The sequence below is a fragment of the Mycobacterium gordonae genome, from assembly GCF_001417955.2.
In the GTDB taxonomy this organism is placed as follows: domain Bacteria; phylum Actinomycetota; class Actinomycetes; order Mycobacteriales; family Mycobacteriaceae; genus Mycobacterium; species Mycobacterium gordonae_B.
Genome location: NZ_LKTM01000269.1, coordinates 1 through 540, shown reverse-complemented (window position 1 = coordinate 540; position 540 = coordinate 1). Strand labels below are relative to the sequence as shown.

General features: G+C 78.0%; 1 pseudogene. It reads right to left on the bottom strand.

Annotated features, from left to right (window positions below):
- Nucleotides 1–540, bottom strand: a pseudogene (locus AO501_RS38255) (PE family protein); the annotation flags it as partial.

The window sequence follows — 540 nt, the reverse complement described above, 5'->3', positions numbered from 1 at the left end:
CGCCGTTACCCCCGCCTCCGCCATTGGTTCCGACAGCGCCGCCGCCGCCCGCACCGCCCGCGCCACCGGTCGCACCGAGGCCCCCGTCGCCGCCGTCCCCGCCGAGGCCGCCGGTGCCGCCTGGTGCGCCGCCGCCGCCGACGCCGCCGACGCCGCCGACGCCACCCGTGCCGCCACCTTGCCCCGGCACGGTGCCATCGATGCCGTTGCCACCGGTTCCTCCGGTGCTCAACGGGTTCAGGACCACGTTCGAGGGCTGACCTGGGCTACCGGGGCTACCGGTGCCGGCGGGGGCACCAAAGATGGGACTCGGGTTGACACCGTTGTGACCGTTCACTCCGGCACCGCCGGCCCCGCCTGCGCCGCCGGTACCCCACAACCCGGCTGCGCCGCCGAAGCCGCCGGCACCGCCGTTGCCGCTCTGGGTGGCGCCGAGACCGCCGCCTCCGCCGATACCGCCGCTGCCACCATTGCCGTACAGCCAGCCTCCGGCACCGCCGGCCCCGCCCGCGCCGCCGACGCCGCCGACCGGGCCGGTGT